This window comes from Gramella jeungdoensis, from assembly GCF_023805255.1.
GTDB classification, from domain to species: Bacteria; Bacteroidota; Bacteroidia; order Flavobacteriales; family Flavobacteriaceae; genus Christiangramia; species Christiangramia jeungdoensis.
Window position 1 is genome coordinate 801,701 of record NZ_JAMSCK010000001.1, and the last position, 17,066, is coordinate 818,766.

Genomic DNA, 17,066 nt, shown 5'->3' on the forward strand with positions numbered 1-17,066 from the left:
AGCATTCCGGAAATTTTCTAAAACGAATGTATGTTTATAAAAAAATATTACGAAGAATTTGAAGTCGGTGAAGAGCGTACTACTATCGGCCGCACTATCACCGAAACCGATATTGTGATGCATGCCGGACAGACCGGGGATTTCTTTCCGCATCATATGGACGAGGAGTGGTGCAAAACCCAGCCTTTTAAAAGACGTATCGCGCATGGTACGCTGATTTTTTCAGTAGCTATCGGGATGACAGCTAATGTCATTAATGAAGTAGCCATGACCTATGGTTATGAAAGACTTCGCTTTACAAAACCGGTCTTTATCGGAGATACCATCAAAGTGAAGATCAGTATTTCAGATAAGAAAGATCACAAAAAACCTCAATATGGCCTTGTGACTGAAAAGGTTGAGGTTTTCAATCAGAACGACGAACTGGTGATGCTTTGTGAGCATTTATTGTTAACTGAAAAGAAAGCTCAGTAATGGGAGACTCTCCAAAAATATTGAAAGGTATAACCTGGGGACATACACGTGGATTGGTTCCGTTACAGGCCTGTGCACAAAGGTTCAGAGAACTATATCCCGATGTTCATATTGAATGGCGGCAAAGAACCTTGCAGGAATTCGCCGATTACCCTATTGAAAAACTTACCGAAAGCTATGATCTACTGGTGATAGATCATCCATGGGTAGGCTGCGCTGCGGCAACCAGATGTGTATTGCCTCTGGAAAAGTACCTTTCTAAGGAATTTATAAAGAATCAGGAAGAAAATCAGGTAGGCGGTTCGCACGACAGTTATAATTATGGCGGCCACCAGTGGGCCCTGGCGATAGATGCGGCAGCGCCCGTTCCTAGTTTTCGAAGAGATCTGCTTGATGATAATGGAGTTGCGGTACCTCAGACCTGGGACGAGGTTCTTGATCTGGCCAGAAAAGGAAAAGTTGCTGCTCCGGCTATTCCAATAGATCTTTTGATGAACTTTTATATGTTCTGCCAGGTTCATGGTGAAATTCCTTTTAAGAATAAAGAAGAAGTAATTAGTAAAGAAACAGGCCTGAAGGCTCTGGCTAGTTTGGCTGAATTTTACGGCTTACTGGAAAAAAGAATGTTTGAAGCCAATCCTATAAAGGTTGCTGAAATGATGAGCAGCTCCAACGATTACTGGTACTGCCCGTTTGCATACGGTTATTCTAATTATACCAGGCGGGGCTATGCCAAATACCAGATCACTTATGGAGATTTAGTGGATTTTAAGCCCGGTCAGAAACTTAAAAGTACCCTGGGAGGGACAGGTCTTTCTGTTTCCGCTTTTAGTGAGCATAAAGAGGAAGCGCTTCAGTTTGCAGCAATGGCTGGTTCCGAAGAATACCAGTCTACAGAGTTTGTGATGCACGGAGGTCAGCCTGGCCATAGAAAAGCCTGGCTTGACAAACAGAACAATCAGTTCAATAATAACTGTTTTAAGGATACACTGGCATCTCTTGATAATTCCTACCAGAGGCCGCGTTATAACGGTTACCTCCATTTTCAGGATCATGCCGGAGACCCGGTTCAGGACTTTTTATTAGAAAAAATTAAGGCTGAAGAGGCTTTGGAAACTATCAATGAGATCTATCAGCAAAGTTTGAAGGAAAAGATGCATGAGTAGAAAAGATCAAATCTCGAAGCCATTGGAGGGGTTTCTGGTCCTGGAATTTTGCCAGTACCTTTCGGGGCCGTCTGCGGGTTTGCGCCTGGCCGATCTTGGTGTCAGGGTGATCAAAATTGAAAATCCCGGAAAGGGCGATCTGTGCAGGATTTTGCCTATCAAAGACCAGTGGGTTGAAGAGAACTCACTTCTGTTTCATACTATCAACAGGAATAAGGAAAGTTATACCGCCAATCTGAAATCTGAAGAGGAACTGGCTGAAATTAAAAAACTTATCTCAAAAGCCGATGTGATGATACATAATTTCCGCCCCGGAGTGATGGAAAAACTGAGCCTTGGTTTTGAACAGGTTAAAAATATCAACTCTAAGATTATCTACGCTGAGATCAGCGGATATGGAAAGGAAGGTCCCTGGGCAAAAAAACCGGGACAGGATCTATTGTTACAGGCCATGAGCGGCCTAATGTTTAACAGTGGTGACAGGGACGACGCCCCAACTCCTTTCGGCCTGGCTATCGGCGATATTCTCTGTGGAGCGCAGGTAGTGCAGGCAATTCTTGCCGGACTGATCTCGAGAAACAGAAAAGGTGAAGCTGTGAAAGTTGAGATCAGTCTTTTAGAATCTTTGATCGATTTCCAGTTTGAAATCTTTACTACTTATTTCGTCAGCGGGAAGCGACCTTTGCGTTCCGCGGTAAATAATGCCCACCCTCTTCTGGGTGCACCTTACGGAATTTATGAAACCAGTGACGGATTTATAGCTGTGGCGATGGTTCCATTGCAGGAGCTTAAAAAAGCTCTGAACTGTCCCCGATTAGAAGCTTACGATCAGTCCATGGTATTTTCGAAAAGAGATGAAATAAAATCAGTTCTGGTGGATTTTCTGAAAGAAGAATCCACAGGGTTCTGGATGGAAAAATTACAATCCAGGAAACTTTGGGCTACCGATCTGAAGAACTGGAAACAGTTAAAACAAACCAAGGGTTATAAGGAATTTGAACTCGAACAGGAGATTGATATTCCCGGGTCGAAAAGTATTAAAACCAATCGTTGTCCTATACGAATTAATGGTGAAAAACTATGGGGTGCCTGGCCGGCTCCGAACCTGGGGCAACATACAGCTTCGGTTAAAAAGGAATTTGAATTAAACGATAAACCGGTATGAAATTATTAGAGGGAATACTGGTGGTGGATTTTTCACAATTTCTGTCTGGTCCTTCAGCCAGCCTGAGACTGGCTGATTTTGGAGCACGTGTGATAAAGATCGAGAAAACCGGAACGGGCGACATTTGTCGGCAACTGTATGTTTCTGAAATTGAAGTGGCGAACGAATCCACCCTTTTTCATACGATCAACAGGAACAAGGAAAGCTTCTCGGCAGATCTTAAAGATGAAAAGGATAAACAACAGGTAAAAGACCTTTTGAAGAAGGCCGATGTTGTGATGCATAATTTCAGGCCGGGCGTGATGGAGAGACTGGGTTTTTCTTATGAGGAAATTCTTGAGATAAATCCGAAAATAATATATGCCGGGATCAGTGGATATGGAGAAGAAGGTGAATGGAAAGATCTTCCAGGACAGGATCTGTTATTGCAATCACTTTCGGGCTTACCATATCTGAATGCTGAAAGCTCAAAGATCCCGACTCCCATGGGGATAAGTGTAGTGGATATTCTTGCCGGGACTCATCTGGCACAGGGAATTTTAGCTGCACTGGTAAAGCGGGATGCAACCGGCGAGGGAAGTCTGGTGCAGGTGAGTATGCTGGAATCGGCCCTGGATTTTCAGTTCGAAGTATTTACCACTTTCCTGAATGACGGGGAGGAACTACCGGAAAGAAGTGAAAAGAATCACGCCCATTCTTATGTTGCAGCTCCTTATGGAGTTTATGAAACTCAGGATGGATATTTAGCCCTTGCTATGGGCAGTATTCCAAAACTGGCAGAATTGCTCGATTGTCCACCATTGAAAAAATATGACGATCCAAAGAATTGGTTCAGGTTACGAGATGAGATCAAGAAGATACTTGCCGGTCATCTTAAGGAAAAACGAACAAAGTACTGGCTGGATATACTGGAACCGGCAGATATCTGGTGCGCGAAAGTTTTAAATATCGAAGAGCTAATAGATGAAGAAGGCTATCGGGTTTTGGATATGGAGATGACGGTTTTTACCAGCAAAGGACAGGAGATCAAAACAACCAGATGTCCGGTTCGTGTGAATGGTGAAATCTTAAAATCTGAAAAAGGGGCCCCTTTTTTAGGAGAACATAATGATGCTATCGTGCGTGAATTTGGATTAATGGAACAGGAATGAAGATCATAGATACACATATTCATATTTGGGATTTTGAAAAGGCGAGGTATTCCTGGCTGGAAGAAGATACTTCCATTCTTAACAGAACTTATTCTATAGAAGAGTTGGAAGAAGAGCGGAAGAAGACTAATGTGGAATATGGAGTGCTGGTGCAGGCTGCCAATAACTTTGAGGATACCGACTGGATGCTGGAAGTGGCCGAAAATAATGAATGGATTAAAGGAGTAGTGGGGTGGCTTCCACTTCAAGAACCGAAAGAGTGCAAGGCTATTTTGAAAGAGAAATATATTAAAAATCAATATTTCAAAGGGATCAGGCATCTTATCCATGATGAGAAGGATCCAAGATGGCTGCTGCAGGAAAAGGTGCTCGAAAGTTTACAAATACTGGCTGATCATGACCTGCCTTTTGATCTGGTAGGTATACTTCCAGAACATATTGAAACAGCGCTTGAAGTTGCTAAAAAAGTTCCGGGGCTTAGGATGGTGTTCGATCATTTAAATCAGCCGCCAATTCAGCAAAACCTTAAGTATGGAAAATGGGGAGACCTGATGAAGGAAGCTTCAGAATATCCAAATTTTCATGTAAAGATCTCCGGAATGGGAACTACCTCTGGAAAACCAGATTCCTGGGGAAAGGCTGAAATAAACGATTATATCAAATTCGTTTTTATGCACTTCGGAACAGATAGATGCTTTTTAGGAGGCGACTGGCCTGTCTCTTTGCTTGCCGGAAGCTACGCCTATACCTGGAAGCAGTATGAAGAAAGCCTGAAAGAAATTTTAAATGATGAAGAGCTGGAATTAGTCAGCTTTAACAATGCTAATCGATTTTATAATTTAAATCTTAAGACTTAATGAGTGTAATTGGAGGAGTGGCATTTCATGCCGTAGGAGCCGCCTTTGCTGCGTTATGCTACACGCCGCAGAAGAAAGTGATCAAATGGTCGTGGCAAACCTACTGGCTGGCTCAGGCCTTTGTATGCTGGTTTCTCCTTCCGCTACTCGTTGCCTGGATAACGATCCCGGAGTTAGTTACGGTTTTGAAAGAAGCCCCTGCTGATGCCATGTGGAAAGCTTTCGTACTCGGAGCTGCCTATGGAATTGGAGGGACTGCTTTTGGCCTTGCCATTCGTTACATAGGTTTTTCCCTCACTTATGCTATTTCGATTGGAATTTCATGTGTAGTGGGCACTTTGCTGCCGCCTTTTGTGAAAGGTGAACTGGGAGCGGTGTTGCAGCAGCCAGGTGCGGGATGGCTTATAACAGGAATGATACTGGGGGTTGTTGGAATAGCCCTATGTGGAATTGCCGGACGCTTTAAGGAAATTGATCTTTCAAAATATATAGGAGAGATAGATTCAAATTTTTCGGTGGCTAAAGGTCTGCCTTTATGTCTGCTGGCAGGAGTGCTTTCTGCCCTTTATGGGTTCGCTATAGATCAGGGTCAGCCAATTGCTGATATCGCCTATGATTATGGGGCGGGAAATTTTCAAACAAACGTAGTCTATATTTTCTCAAATACAGGAGCTTTTTTAACCACAGGGATCTATTGTGTTTTTCTGCATAATAAGAATAAGACCTGGGGAGAATATAAACCCGCCGGGAATGTACCGCTTAATCTGAATTATATCCTTGCCGCTATTACCGGTATGCTCTGGTATTCGCAGTTTTTCTTTTATGGCCTCGGCCATGTGCGTATGGGAGATTACAAGTTTACCAGCTGGGCTATTCATATGATCATGTTGGTACTTTTCAGTATGCTCGCGGGACTGGCTTTAAAGGAATGGAAACAAGCCAAAGGAAAGACGGTCTTTATACTTGTCCTGGCCATTGCTATTCTGCTGGCTGCAGTATTGTCATTAACGATAGGGAATTCCATGTCGGCCTGATGCGATCATATTAACCGAAGAAGACAATAAATTTTAATGTGATGAGAACAATAAACTTACTCAATCCCGCTAAGCTTTCCTTTGGAGATGATTCTTTAAAGGTATTTATAGAGGATTACCTGAAAACCGGGAACCGCCGATTATATATGCTCATTACGGAGCATGTGGAAAATTTACTTGAACGAAGTATCAAAAATTTGCGGGAGGAAGGGATTGAAATCTATGTGGATAAATCAATAGAACAGGAGCCCAGCTTTTCTGAATTTGAAACTATTCTTGAAAACGCCAGATCCTATGAAGCTGATAGTATAGTGGGCATTGGAGGTGGAAGTGTGCTGGATGTTGCCAAGCTGGTGGCTGCGCAATTAAAAAACACGCAAAGTCTTGAAGAGGTAAAGGGAATTGGCAACTTAAAAGAACGTCAGACCTATTTAAGTTGTCTGCCAACGACTGCCGGCACTGGAAGTGAAGTTTCGCCAAACGCTATTTTTATAGATGATGAAGGTAATAAAGTAGGAGTAATAAGTCCTTTTTTAGTGCCGGACGCAGCTTATATCTGTCCCAGATTAACTCATAGTGTACCACCATCTGTAACAGCGGCCACCGGTATTGATGCGCTTACCCATTGTCTGGAAGCATATGCAAACAATTTTGCCCATCCTATGGTTAATGTATTTGCCCTGGAAGGAATTCGATTGATAGCTCAATATTTACCAATTGCCTATCGAAACGGTGATGATGAAGAAGCCAGAGCCAATGTGGCCTTGGGTAGCTTATATGGAGGTATGTGCCTGGGACCCGTTAATACGGCTGCCGTGCACGCTCTTTCTTATCCTTTGGGTACTGAATTCCATATTGCTCATGGCCTTTCTAATGCAGTGCTTTTACCTTATGTAATGGAATATAACTTACCGGAAGCAATTGGGCCATATTCAGAAATTGCACTGGCTATTGGAGCAGAAAAGGGAAATTCTCCAGAAGAAATTGCAAAAAGAGGTATTGAGATCATCCGGAAATTAAATAGTGATTGCGGGATCCCTTCAAAGCTTTCCGATCTGGAAATTCCGGAATCTTCCATAGATCTTTTGGCTGAAAATGCCTTAAAAGTTCAGCGTTTACTGAAGAATAATTTGAGAGAAGTAACGCTGCACGATGCGAAATATATTTATCAGTCAGCATTTTGAAGAAAATGGAACTAAAAGATATGAATAAATTTAAGGGGGTTATAGTGCCCATGATCACTCCGTTCACAAACAATCTTGATATTGACAGAGATGCTTCGGAAAGGATCGTTGAAAATCTGGTGACTAATGACTGTTCCGTTTTTATTCTCGGAACTACGGGGGAAGCATTGTCTGTAAGACAATCTGAAAAAAGCCTTCTTGCCGAAAGCGTTACGAGGGCAGTAAACGGAAGGAGAACGGTTTATGCTGGCATTTCAGGAAATTGTTTTGACGAAAGTGTGGAAAGTGCCAGGCGATTTCGGGATGTGGGGGTCGACGCGCTTGTGGCTCATTTACCGGCCTTTTATCCCCTGTCTGATGATCATATGCTTCATTATTTCGAATCACTGGCCGATGCTGTACCACTGCCTCTGATTCTTTACAATATGCCCGCAACAACAAATCATTCCCTGTCTATAGAAATCATTGATAAGTTGAGCCAACATGATAATATTATAGGCCTTAAGGATTCCGAACGCGGAGATGACCGCCTGGATAAAGCTTTGGATAAATGGAAAGATCGCGAAGATTTCGTTTTTCATTTAGGATGGGCTGCGAAGTCCTCATATGGTGTAAGAAATGGCCTTGATGGGATCGTTCCCAGTACTGCCAATTTGGTTCCCTCCATATATTCTGACCTATTTGAGGCGGCCGCAAATGGCAATTCTGAAAAAGCTGATCAATTACAGGAATTAACAAATGCAATAAGTGCGTATTATCAGGCTGGGAATTTATTAAGTGAGGCTATACCACGCTTAAAAGGCATGATGCAAACCTTCGGATTGTGCTCGAACAAAGTAAAACTTCCTATGCTCCAAATCTCTGATGAATTACAGGGAAAAATAGAGGCAGAAGTGCTTCAGAAATATTCACAATATAATACCAGTAAATAAAAAGATTGAAATGAATCAGAATAAACCAATAATAGGAATTTCAATGGGTGACCCCGCCAGTATTGGTCCTGAAGTAACCGTGAAAGCAGTCACGCTTGCTGAGGTGACAGATAAATGCAGACCCATTGTTTTTGGTGATTTGGGAGTGCTGGAAAATGCCTTAAAAATCACCGGTCTTGATCTGAAACTTAACCCAATCAGTGATGTGTCAGAGGCCATTTTTGATGAGGCAGGAATGGTGAATGTCTTCGATATGAAGAACGTGGATCTCGAAAAACTTCAGTTGGGCGAAGTTTCTGCAATGGCGGGGAATGCGGCTTTTGAAAATGTAACGAAGATGATCAGTCTGGCCCTGGAAGGCACTATAGATGCTACCGTCACCGGCCCTATCCATAAGGAATCCATTAACAAAGCCGGTCATAAATACAGCGGCCATACTGAGATTTATGCAGATTACACCAATACCAGTAAGTATGCTATGCTCCTGGTGGAAGAAAATCTACGTGTTATTCATGTTTCGACTCATGTTTCACTACGCCAGGCCTGTGATCTTGTTAAAAAACAACGGGTACTGGATACCATTGAACTATTGCATGATGCCTGTAAACAAATAGGAATAGAAAATCCTAAGCTGGGTGTTCCGGGATTGAATCCACATTCCAGCGATGGTGGATTATTTGGCGATGAAGAAGAAAAAGAAATAATTCCTGCCATAAAAGAGGCTCAGGAAAAAGGTTATGACGTGGAAGGGCCTGTGCCGCCGGATACTTTATTCCCAAAAGCAATTGGAGGAGTTTATGACGGCTGTGTTGCAATGTACCATGACCAGGGCCATATTCCATTTAAAGTTCATGGTTTTAACTGGGATAAGAAAAAGAAGCAGATGAAGAGTGTTCGCGGAGTGAATATCACATTAGGTTTACCAATAATCAGGACTTCTGTAGATCACGGAACTGCTATGGAAATCGCCGGTAAGAATATCGCCAGCCCGGATGCTATGGTTCTTGCCATTGAATATGCCGTTCGATTGCACCAATCAAAAAAGAAATAATCAGGAAATATGGTAATCGTTATTGCAGATGATTTTACCGGTGCCGCAGAAATTGGTGGTATTGGTCTGCGTTATGGTTATGATGTCCATCTGTATACATCCTCGGATGATGACTTTAAGGGAGATATGGTGATTTTCGCAACTAACATGCGGGCCAGGGATGAATCTTCTGCCATGAAAATCCTTCAGGATCTTCTCCTAAAAGTAAAGGATTTACCAAATTCCATGATATTTCTTAAACTGGATTCCGTATTTCGAGGCCATGTGAAGATTAGCCTGCATACTGCATTAAAGTTCTTGAATAAGAACCGGGTTATATTCATTCCGGCAAACCCTTCCTTAGATCGTACAATCGAAAATGGCATTTACTATTATCAGGGGAAACCTTTAATGGAAGCCGATTTTTTTTCAGATTCAGTTTCGGAAAACAGAACCTCCCATGTATTCGATTTAATAGAAAAAGAAGAACATGATACCATTCAGGTAGCTTCATCAGATCAGGCCTTGACAAAGGGGATTATAATTGGAAATGCTGCTACCGTAAAAGACTTAGAAGAGTGGGCCAAAGCTTCAGGCAATGACAATATTCTGGCAGGAGGAGCAAATTTCTTTGAAGCACTTCTGAAGCAAAATAAGATCAAACTCAATAACGATAAAAAACCTTCTGGAAATCTCGGGGATAAATGTCTTTATATATGTGGGAGTGCCCATATGAACAGTAAAAATGCGCTCAGAAAGGCAGCAAGAAAGGGAGCGGTGATTCACAATATACCAGAAAGGATTTTTCAGCCTCGGGAAAGGGAAAAAGAAATGCAGGTCTGGAGTGATAAAATCATTTCTGATATCAAAAAGCATAATTCGGTCATTGCAGCAGTGGGAAATCCGGAATTCGAAGATAAAGAGGAGCTTCCCGTGCTTATTGAAAATACATTTGCGAGTCTGGTGCATAAAGTTCTGGAAAACCAGCAATTAGATGAACTTATTATTGAAGGCGGAGCGACGGCCTTTGCTGTACTAAGTAAAATAAATTATACAAAATTTTCTCCCGTACAGGAATTTGCACCGGGAGTCATCCGGATGAAGACTGAAGAAGAAAAAGATCTTTTTATAACAGTAAAACCGGGAAGCTATAAATGGCAAAAGGAAATATGGCCTTTTTAAAAATTAAATGATGGAACAAAATTCTCTTCACTGGATAGATATCCTTATTATCGTAGTTAGTATTATTGTATCACTGGCTGTAGGTTTGGGCTTTGCAAAAAAGCAGTCCAATACCGCTCAGTATTTCTCTGCAGGAGGTAATATTCCTTCCTGGGCAATAGGGATCTCGATCTTTGCTACTTTGATCAGCAGTGTTACATTTCTGGCGTATCCCGGTGAAGGTTTCGGGTCAAACTGGGTTAGACTGGTGCAGGGATTAATGGTTCCTATTGTAGTTATTGCCCTGATAGGTTTCCTGGTTCCTATGTATCGTAAGGTGATTGGTTTGAGTGCCTATGAATATTTTGAAAAGAGATTCGGGTATTTTGCCCGGTTATATACCGCACTGGCCTTCGTGCTGACCCACTTTTCCAAAATGGGATCTGTTTTTTTTCTTCTCTCCCTGGCACTGGCAAGCATGACGGGATTCGATACGTATACAATTATAATTGTCCTGGGAATTGCAATTATTATTTTGACAGTACTTGGTGGAATGGAAGCGGTTATCTGGTTGGATGTGATTCAAGGTTTGTTATTGATCTTGGGAGGGATAATTACTTTGGTCTTTATTGGTTTAAAAATGGAAGGAGGCCTGGGCGCCGTTTTGTCTACGGCAAATTCTGAAGGGAAAATGAGTCTGGGGCCATTTGACTGGGATTTTGTTAATCTTACTTTCTGGGTTATGGCAATTAACGGCGTTTTTTATGCTATTCAAAAGTATGGAACAGATCAGACTATAGTTCAGAGGTATTTAACGGCCAGAACTGACAGGTCTGCTAAACGGGCTTCTGTTATGGGGGTACTCATGGTGGTTCCCATCTGGATGATTTTTATGTTTATTGGGACCGCGCTCTATGTTTTTTATCAGCAGAGTGTGAATCCTCTTCCCGAAGATATCAGGGCCGATGCAGTTTTTCCGTTTTTTATCTTAAATGAAATGCCGGTGGGAGTTATTGGGCTTATTATTTCAGCCCTTATGGCAGCCGCAATTTCTTCTCTTGACTCCGACTTAAACTGTCTTGCGGCGGTTGGAGTAGATGACTTTTACAGCAAGTTTAGGCCGGAAGCCAGCGACATGAAGAGGTTGAAAGCAGGAAAAATTTTCGTTGTTCTATCCGGGATTGGAGCTATTCTGGTAGCGATAACCTATGTTTCAGCAGGGGATAAAGGTGTCCTGGGAATCGTGTTTATGCTCTATGCTATATTTTCAGGGGGTATAGTAGGGATCTTTCTCTTGGGAATTTTTGTTCCCCGCGCCAATAAACAGGGGATAAATATAGGAATTGCAGCATGTGTTCTTTTTACTGCTTATGCCTTACTTTCGTCTACAAGTATAGGTTCAGGCGAAAATAAAGACTTAATACTGGACCTGGGTGAGCTTAATTTTACCCAACATAAATACATGCTTGGTGTATACAGTCATGTAGTCTTAATTGTGGTAGGTTGGCTCGCAAGTTATCTGTTTCCCAAACCGGATATTGATGAGAATCTTACCTATAAAGGCTGGAAAAAGCTGAAAAAACAACAAGCTAATCAATCCATATAAACAAATAGCCATAGTGAGTCAGGAACCAGACATACTTATTATCGGAGCAGGCGGAATCGTGAGGGATGCGCATTTGCCCGCATATCAGATCGCCGGATTTAAGGTGAAAGGCATCTTTGATCTGGATATTGAAAAGGCCCGGAACCTGGCTGAAAAATTTCAGATTCCGGGAGTGTACTCCAGTTTAGAGGAGATCATTGAGCAGGTAGATGAAAATTCTGTTTTTGATCTTGCCGTGCCCGGAAAGGAAATCCTGAAGGTTTTAAAAAAGATTCCTGATCAATCCGTGATTCTTATTCAAAAGCCCATGGGGGAAGACTTAAAGATGGCAAGAGAAATTCTGCAGTTATGCCGGGAAAAGGATCTAAAGGCCGGGATCAATTTTCAGCTTCGTTATGCACCCTTCATCAGGAAGGCCCAAGAACTCCTTGCCCAAGATCAACTCGGGGAAATATGTGATATTGAGATCAACGTAAATGTATTTACTCCCTGGCATTTATGGGATTTTTTAAAGTCGATACCCCGTATGGAAATACTGTATCACAGTATACATTATGTAGATCTGGTACGCTCTTTTCTTGGAAATCCCGAAAAGATCTATGCGAAGACCATAAAGCATCCTGCGAGTACCGACCTGGCATCTGTTAAGAGTAATATCATTATGGATTATGGGATGTTTAAAAGGGCTAATATCCTCACCAATCATAATCATGGATATTCTGAAAAATATCAGCGTTCGTTCATTAAAATTGAAGGCACCGAAGGCGCCTGCCGTATGGAGATTGGGGTTTTAAAGTCCTATCCTAAAGGAAAAGACGATAAGTTCGAGTACATACTTTACGATGATGAAAGAGACTGGCAGGAGATTCCCATGCAAGGTACCTGGTTCCCGCACGCCTTCATTGGCTCTATGCAGGAGATGTTGAAGGCAAAACAGGATGAAAATTATATTCCCGATAACAGCGTTGAAGACTGTATACATACGATGGCCTGTGTGGAAGCTGCCTATATTTCCAGCGCTGAAGGAGGAATTGATCCCGAAAAGATTTAATTATGTTGGTATTCGCAAGAAGAGAAAAAATCATATCACTGTTATTTTTAGTGGTTTCGCTATTGCTTTTCTCATGTGCTGAAGACAAAAAGGAAGAAAGCAGTGAAAACCTCTTTCCGCTTGATAAGCTGCTTACAAAAGAGCAGGTTGGAGCTGAGGTAATGCCAGATAGTATAGCTGCTGTTTCGGCCCCGTTCCCAATGCCTGAATTTAAAAAGCCGGAATTCCGCGATTTTTCTGTGAGTATTTCTGAATACGGCGCTTCAGAAGATCAAATGAATACCGGTTATATCCAACAGGCTATAGATGAGGTAAGTAAGAAAGGAGGAGGAAAGGTCATCGTTCCTGAGGGAAAATGGAGAACAGGAAGGCTTATCCTTAAAAGCAATGTGAACCTTCATTTTGAAACTGGAGCCGAACTTTATTTCAGTGGTGAAATTGAGGATTTCAGGCCGGCTGTTTTTACGCGTCATGGCGGGGTGGAAGTAATGTCGTTAGGTGCCTGCATCTATGCCTATGAAGAAGAGAATATCGCTATTACAGGAAGCGGAACTTTATACGGCCCGGGAGAAGGCTCTATCCGAAACCAGGAAATGACCGAAAATGTGATCGAGAAATTCGTTCCTCTGGAGAAACCGGTAGAAGAAAGAGTGTACGAAGGTTATAACGGAGAGTCTGTCCTGCTGCCTTCATTTATTTCACCCACAAAATGCAAAAATGTTTATATAGAAGGTGTCACCCTGGAGCGAACCGCTTTCTGGAACATTGTCCCGGTCTACTGTGATAATGTTATTATCAGAGGGGTAACGGTAAATTCTGTAGGTATTCCAAAAGGAGATGGGATAGATATCGTTTCTTCCAGAAATGTACTTATTGAGTATTCTACCCTGAACAATGGAGATGATTGTTTCACCATGAAAGCAGGAAGAGGTGAAGACGGTATCCGGGTAGATGAACCTACCGAAAATGTGGTCATTCGCTATTGTCTGGCAAAAGAAGGGCATGGCGGGATCACGATTGGAAGTGAAACCGCGGGAATGGTCAGGAATATTTATATGCACGACTGCGTTTTTGATAATACCATGGTCGGGATAAGGTTTAAATCAAGACGTCCTCGTGGCGGCGGGGGTGAAAATTTCATTTATGAACGAATAAGGATGAACCTTCGAGGAACGGCATTTAAATGGGATATGCTCGGGCAGGAAATGTATGTTGGTGAACTGGCCAGCAGGTTACCGCTTCGAGAAATTAACGAGCTTACTCCCCGGTTTTCAAATGTAAAGATTAGGGATATTCTGGTTGAAAATGCAGAAACCTTCGTGAAGATATATGGAATTCCGGAATCTCCTCTGAAAGATGTCACTCTGGAAAATATTCAGGTGAATAATACCAGGGATTTCTTCAGGGCTTCAGATGCGAGGAATATAAGTTTCAGGAATCTGAAAGTGAAAAGTGATGATTCCCTTATGAGCTTACAGAATATTCAGAACCTTAGTTTTGAGAATGCCGAGTTCAATGTTAGAGGAAATGATATTTATGCTGAAGTTAAGGGAGATTCGGTTAAGAACATCCTTTTTAAGAATACCAGGCCTGAACATCCGATAAACTGGGATTCAAAAATGTATAAGAAGAACTAGTTGATTGCAATGAATAGACTATCATTTTTGCTGATTCTTATGTTGTCTCTTCCCAGCATTATGTTTGTTCAGCAAGACGAAATGATGGGCCCGGCGACCTGTGAATTGCCCGATCTTCTCACTGCGGAAGACGGAACTAAGATTACTAGTGCGGAAGAATGGAAAAGGAAACGCCGGCCTGAAATTCTGGAAATGCTCAAAGAATTAATGTATGGCCAGGCTCCCGAAGCTCCTGAAGATTTGAAATTTATCGTCTTTGATGATTCTGAGAACGCGCTTGGGGGAATAGCCAGGAGAAAACAGGTAGCCATTTATCTGGAAGGAAAAACAGATTATCATCTGCTGGACATGCTCATATATTTGCCAAAAGGGCAAGATGAGCCCGTGCCGGTATTTCTTGGTTTGAATTTCCAAGGCAATCATGCGATAAACCCCGATCCGGCTATCAGGTTATCTGATAAATGGGTCTGGATAGGTGCGGGAGGATCAGTAGATAATCATCCCACGGAAAGATCGAGAGGAGCTGTTTCCAGCCGCTGGCCTATAGAGATGATTCTCGACAAAGGCTATGGAGTGGCAACAGTTTACGCTGGTGACCTGGATCCCGATTATTTCGATGATTTTCAAAATGGGATTCATTCCCTTTATCCGGATCTACAGAAGCGTGGCGATAACTTCAGTACCATTGGAGCATGGGCCTGGGGCCTGAGCCGCTGCATGGATTATTTCGAAACCGATCCGGAGATCAGTAAAGATAAAGTAGCGGTTTTCGGTTTCTCACGAATGGGCAAAGCGGCGATCTGGGCCGGAGCCAAAGATGAACGTTTTGCAATGGTGATCAGCAATGAATCGGGTGGGGGCGGAGCGGCCCTGTCTAAAAGAAAAGTAGGCGAGGATATAGCCAGACTTAACAACGGGAACCCTCACTGGTTCAGTAAGAATTTCCGCCAGTTCAATAATAACGAAGCGGTCATGCCTTTTGATCAGCATATGGTGATTTCCTTGATCGCCCCGAGACCCGTTTATATTGCAAGTGCAGAAGGTGATCCGGGTTCCGATCCTGAAGGAGAGTTCTTATCTGCTAAATATGCTTCGCCAGTTTATAATCTTTTCGGAAAGGAAACTTTCAAAAAGGTTTCTTTTCCAAAAATCGATCATCCTGTGATGAAAAATGGAATGGGATATCATATCCGGTCTGGTAAACACGATATAACTGAATATGACTGGGAGCAATATTTGAAATTTGCCGACCGGTATATCAAGTAAGTACAGGATACCGAAAAAATAACATTCTTTTATATTGCAATACTGAAGGAAATATAGGTTCCTTCTGCTAAAGAATTAGTTCAATTTTAGATCAACAATGAAAAAAGCATATACCTTTTTCCTGAATATTGTCTTACTGGCATTAATTATTTCATGTTCTTCTCAACCCGAAAAAAAGGAATATAAGAAAAGAGAAATTACCGATGCGGTAATGGAGGAGATATACAATGAGATCAAGACACCTTACAAGTACGGCCTTGTTATGGTACCGGAGGATAATTCCTATAAAATGGACTGTCCAAGCGTCTATAAGATAGACAGTACCTGGTATATGACCTATCTTATCTATGATGGCAGAGGGTATGAAACCTGGATGGCTAAAAGTCAGAATTTGCTTGACTGGGAACATTTGGGAAAAGTGATGTCCTTCTCTGATGATACCACAAAATGGGACAGGAATCAGAAAGCAGGTTATATAGCTTTACAGGACCCAACCTGGGGTGGAAGCTACGAGTGGACAACTTATGATGATAAATACTGGATGAGCTACTTTGGCGGAGACAGTGAGGGCTATGAAGCGGGTACGCTTTCCCTTGGAATGGCTTATACTGAAGAACTTCCGGATGAGCCTGTGGAATTTAAAAGGTTACCGGAACCTATTCTTACTCCGAATGACGAAGATGCTAAATGGTATGATAACAGTACGATGTATAAAGAAACGGTGATCAGGGATTTCCAGGGAGAGACCGGCCACAAATTCATAATGTACTACAATGCTAGAGGTGATAGCATTAATCCTGGGCGTGGAGCCGAGAGGATAGCCATGGCGGTTTCAGACGATATGAGAAACTGGGAGCGTTACGGGGATGAACCACTTATTAATCATCATACCGGTATTACCGGAGATCCATTTATACAACGCATAAATGATACCTGGGTAATGTTCTATTTTGGCGCTTTCTGGAAGGATGGAGCCTTCAACCGTTTCGCCGTGTCCAACGACCTTATTAACTGGAAAGACTGGGAAGGAGAGGATCTTATTGCTCCCTCAGAACCTTATGATAACGCCTTTGCTCACAAATCTTTCGTAGTGAAGGAAGATGGAGTGGTATATCACTTTTATTGCGCGGTAAATGAACATTTTCAAAGGGGTATTGCCGTAGCCACTTCAAAAGATCTTGGAGAAAGTGATTTACATTTTGTAGAGCCAGAAAAAGATGAAGATAAAGAATAAATGTTTCCTATTTGTTTTAGTTTGTTGTACCTGTTTTTGTTTGCCCGCTTTAGGGCAAACAGTGACAGGTGATCCTGCCGGAATACCGGAAAAACCAACAATATACCAACCAACCCCC

General features: G+C 42.3%; 15 protein-coding genes. All 15 read left to right on the plus strand.

Going from position 1 to position 17,066, the window contains the following annotated elements; translation table 11 throughout:
• Nucleotides 1-30 precede the first annotated feature (30 nt).
• The 15 genes from NE848_RS03660 (at nucleotide 31) to NE848_RS03730 (ending at nucleotide 16,948) form a co-directional block, all read left to right on the plus strand.
• The gene (locus NE848_RS03660) at nucleotides 31-474 is read left to right on the plus strand and encodes a MaoC family dehydratase (protein WP_252110853.1); all 444 of its coding nucleotides are present in this window, start codon (nucleotides 31-33) and stop codon (nucleotides 472-474) included.
• Nucleotides 474-1,640, plus strand: coding sequence for an ABC transporter substrate-binding protein (locus NE848_RS03665; protein ID WP_252110854.1), 1,167 nt, complete (start codon nucleotides 474-476; stop codon nucleotides 1,638-1,640). Before NE848_RS03660 ends, NE848_RS03665 begins: the two co-directional genes overlap by 1 nt.
• Nucleotides 1,633-2,805, plus strand: a complete 1,173-nt coding sequence (locus NE848_RS03670) for a CaiB/BaiF CoA transferase family protein (RefSeq protein ID WP_252110855.1) — start codon at nucleotides 1,633-1,635, stop codon at nucleotides 2,803-2,805. Before NE848_RS03665 ends, NE848_RS03670 begins: the two co-directional genes overlap by 8 nt.
• Entirely contained in the window at nucleotides 2,802-3,956 is a 1,155-nt protein-coding gene (locus NE848_RS03675) for a CaiB/BaiF CoA transferase family protein (protein ID WP_252110856.1), read from the plus strand. Before NE848_RS03670 ends, NE848_RS03675 begins: the two co-directional genes overlap by 4 nt.
• Nucleotides 3,953-4,813, plus strand: coding sequence for an amidohydrolase family protein (locus NE848_RS03680; RefSeq protein ID WP_252110857.1), 861 nt, complete (start codon nucleotides 3,953-3,955; stop codon nucleotides 4,811-4,813). The genes NE848_RS03675 and NE848_RS03680 overlap by 4 nt, the downstream gene beginning before the upstream one ends.
• Nucleotides 4,813-5,847 carry an L-rhamnose/proton symporter RhaT gene (locus tag NE848_RS03685; protein WP_252110858.1) on the plus strand — a complete coding sequence of 345 codons (1,035 nt, stop codon included), beginning with the start codon at nucleotides 4,813-4,815 and terminating at the stop codon, nucleotides 5,845-5,847. The genes NE848_RS03680 and NE848_RS03685 overlap by 1 nt, the downstream gene beginning before the upstream one ends.
• 41 nt (nucleotides 5,848-5,888) lie before the next feature.
• On the plus strand, nucleotides 5,889-7,031 hold the full coding sequence (locus NE848_RS03690; protein WP_252110859.1) for an iron-containing alcohol dehydrogenase: 1,143 nt from the start codon (nucleotides 5,889-5,891) through the stop codon (nucleotides 7,029-7,031).
• A gap of 20 nt (nucleotides 7,032-7,051) precedes the next feature.
• Nucleotides 7,052-7,963 carry a dihydrodipicolinate synthase family protein gene (locus NE848_RS03695; protein ID WP_252110860.1) on the plus strand — a complete coding sequence of 304 codons (912 nt, stop codon included), beginning with the start codon at nucleotides 7,052-7,054 and terminating at the stop codon, nucleotides 7,961-7,963.
• A gap of 10 nt (nucleotides 7,964-7,973) precedes the next feature.
• Complete coding sequence (pdxA, locus tag NE848_RS03700) at nucleotides 7,974-9,014, plus strand: 4-hydroxythreonine-4-phosphate dehydrogenase PdxA (RefSeq protein ID WP_252110861.1); 1,041 nt, start codon at nucleotides 7,974-7,976, stop codon at nucleotides 9,012-9,014.
• A 9-nt stretch (nucleotides 9,015-9,023) separates the two neighbouring features.
• A complete protein-coding gene (locus NE848_RS03705) occupies nucleotides 9,024-10,175 on the plus strand; it encodes a four-carbon acid sugar kinase family protein (RefSeq protein WP_252110862.1) in 1,152 nt (383 codons plus the stop codon).
• 10 nt (nucleotides 10,176-10,185) lie between these two features.
• A complete protein-coding gene (locus tag NE848_RS03710) occupies nucleotides 10,186-11,760 on the plus strand; it encodes a sodium:solute symporter family protein (protein ID WP_252110863.1) in 1,575 nt (524 codons plus the stop codon).
• A 13-nt stretch (nucleotides 11,761-11,773) separates the two neighbouring features.
• Nucleotides 11,774-12,811, plus strand: coding sequence for a Gfo/Idh/MocA family protein (locus NE848_RS03715; RefSeq protein WP_252110864.1), 1,038 nt, complete (start codon nucleotides 11,774-11,776; stop codon nucleotides 12,809-12,811).
• A gap of 2 nt (nucleotides 12,812-12,813) precedes the next feature.
• Nucleotides 12,814-14,448, plus strand: coding sequence for a glycoside hydrolase family 28 protein (locus NE848_RS03720; protein WP_252110865.1), 1,635 nt, complete (start codon nucleotides 12,814-12,816; stop codon nucleotides 14,446-14,448).
• 9 nt (nucleotides 14,449-14,457) lie between these two features.
• Nucleotides 14,458-15,714 carry a glucuronyl esterase domain-containing protein gene (locus NE848_RS03725; protein ID WP_252110866.1) on the plus strand — a complete coding sequence of 419 codons (1,257 nt, stop codon included), beginning with the start codon at nucleotides 14,458-14,460 and terminating at the stop codon, nucleotides 15,712-15,714.
• Between the two features lie 97 nt (nucleotides 15,715-15,811).
• Nucleotides 15,812-16,948, plus strand: coding sequence for a glycoside hydrolase family 130 protein (locus tag NE848_RS03730; RefSeq protein WP_252110867.1), 1,137 nt, complete (start codon nucleotides 15,812-15,814; stop codon nucleotides 16,946-16,948).
• Nucleotides 16,949-17,066: the final 118 nt, after the last annotated feature.